Annotated in this window: 4 protein-coding genes; 3 read left to right on the top strand and 1 reads right to left on the bottom strand. The window is 27.0% G+C overall.

Annotation, left to right across the window (positions count from 1 at the left end; genetic code table 11):
* The coding region (locus ACMOUI_RS03305; protein ID WP_418964323.1) for a metallophosphoesterase at positions 1 to 449 on the bottom strand (449 nt) is incomplete at its 3' end.
* A 129-nt stretch (positions 450 to 578) separates the two neighbouring features.
* Between ACMOUI_RS03305 and ACMOUI_RS03310 the strand changes: the two genes are divergently transcribed.
* From ACMOUI_RS03310 to ACMOUI_RS03320, 3 genes are read left to right on the top strand one after another with little or no spacing between them, the layout of a single operon-like run.
* Positions 579 to 1,025 (top strand): YaiI/YqxD family protein, encoded by a 447-nt coding sequence (locus tag ACMOUI_RS03310; RefSeq protein WP_418964324.1) that lies wholly within the window; start codon positions 579 to 581, stop codon positions 1,023 to 1,025.
* 10 nt (positions 1,026 to 1,035) lie between these two features.
* Entirely contained in the window at positions 1,036 to 1,257 is a 222-nt protein-coding gene (locus ACMOUI_RS03315; protein WP_418964325.1) for a zinc-ribbon domain-containing protein, read from the top strand.
* An 18-nt stretch (positions 1,258 to 1,275) separates the two neighbouring features.
* Positions 1,276 to 1,473 (top strand): hypothetical protein, encoded by a 198-nt coding sequence (locus ACMOUI_RS03320; protein WP_418964326.1) that lies wholly within the window; start codon positions 1,276 to 1,278, stop codon positions 1,471 to 1,473.
* Positions 1,474 to 1,732 lie beyond the last annotated feature (259 nt).

Consider the following 1,732-nt stretch of genomic DNA (forward strand, 5'->3'; position numbering starts at 1 on the left):
TTATAGTAGGTTTCAGGTGTAATAATACCAAAGAAACAGATATTAATTCCATTGATATTGACAATATCAAAAGGAAGTAGATTTTTACTGCTATTAGAATCAACTAAGTTTAAAGCCAATGTTTTATAATTTTGTAAAGAAAGAAGTTTTTTTAAATGTTCATACCCATAGTTAAAGTCATGGTTTCCTAAAGTGGTATAATCCCATTGTAAAAGATTAAAAAGTTCAATAATAGATTCCCCTTTAGAAAGATTTGCAAAAGGGGTTCCATGAAGTGTATCACCTGAATCTATCAAAAAAACTTTACCATTATTTTTATTTTTACGTAATTCTTTTAGAAAAGTGAAAAATTTAGAGATATCAATTCCATTGCTTTCACCGTTTACTCTTCCATGAATATCATTAAGATGAACAAAAGTTAAGTCATATTCGGTAGTATTTAATTCCATAATTCCTCCTAAAAAAGCTATCTTTTTAGTGTAGCATAAATTCTATTAAAAAGATATGTAATTTCTTGATTTAGTATTTAAATATTGCTAAAATGTGATAATCAAATAAAGAAAAAGGATGTTAAGTTAATGAAAATAATAATAGATGCAGATGCTTGTCCTGTAACAGATAAAACTATAAGGATAGCTAAAGAAAAAAATATAGAATGTATAATAGTGTGTGATGATGCTCATAAAATTATAAGAGAGGGAGTGGAAACAGTTGTTGTAACTCAAGGAGCAGATGAGGTAGATTTTGCAATAATATCAAAGACTTGTGCAAATGATATTATTGTTACTCAAGATTATGGATTAGCTTCAATTATACTTTCAAAGAGTGCTTATGGGATAAATCAGGATGGGTTAATCTATAATACATATAATATAGAAAGCCTACTTTTTAGTAGACATATGTCACAAAAAATGAGAAATGCAGGGAAAAAAACAAAAGGTCCTCGAAAAAGAACAGTGGATCAGGATAAAAATTATGAAAAGAGTTTATTACAACTTTTAGAAAATATAAATAAAACTATTTAGAGGAGGAAAAATGGATATTTGTTTAAATTGTGGTGAAACTTTAGAGAAAATAGGAAATGAATATATTTGTAAAAAATGTGGGAAAAAATATGTAAAAAAAGCATATTGTCCCAAAGATAAAGAGGAACTAGAAAAATTAGCAGCATGTGGTTCAGTTAGCTATTGGTGCAATAGATGTAATGAATTAAAATCTAGAAAAGATGTTATATATAGTTTGGAGGAGATTAAATAGCAATATTTGGGAGAAGTTATGGAGATAGATGAGTTAGAAAAAAGATTAGAAAAAATATCAATAGGCTGTGAAAGATGCAAAGCTAAAATGTGTAATATTTGTCCCAATGGAAAGGTGAAAAAAATGATTAAAACCAAGTTAAAAGATAAGGGGATAAAATCTGAAAAAGAGAGTACTCTAATTGAAAAAATAAAGGGATTTTTTATAAAAAATTAAATTTAACAAATTTAAAAAATTATCAATTAATATACCCCAGATAGGATGAGCCATACTTCCATTTAAAATTTTAAGTGGGAATATGGCTCAATTACATATTAACGATTATCTTTAATAAGTTTTAATAGCTGTTCTTTATTCATAGCTCCTGGTATAACTCTTTTTATTTCTCCATCTTTTCCAATTAAGTATGTAGTTGGAAAAGCTCTGATTTTAAAGTTATCAAAATATATGCCGGTTCTATCAAAAACAGTTGGGA

Source organism: Cetobacterium sp., from assembly GCF_048470075.1.
Classification (GTDB): Bacteria; Fusobacteriota; Fusobacteriia; order Fusobacteriales; family Fusobacteriaceae; genus Cetobacterium_A.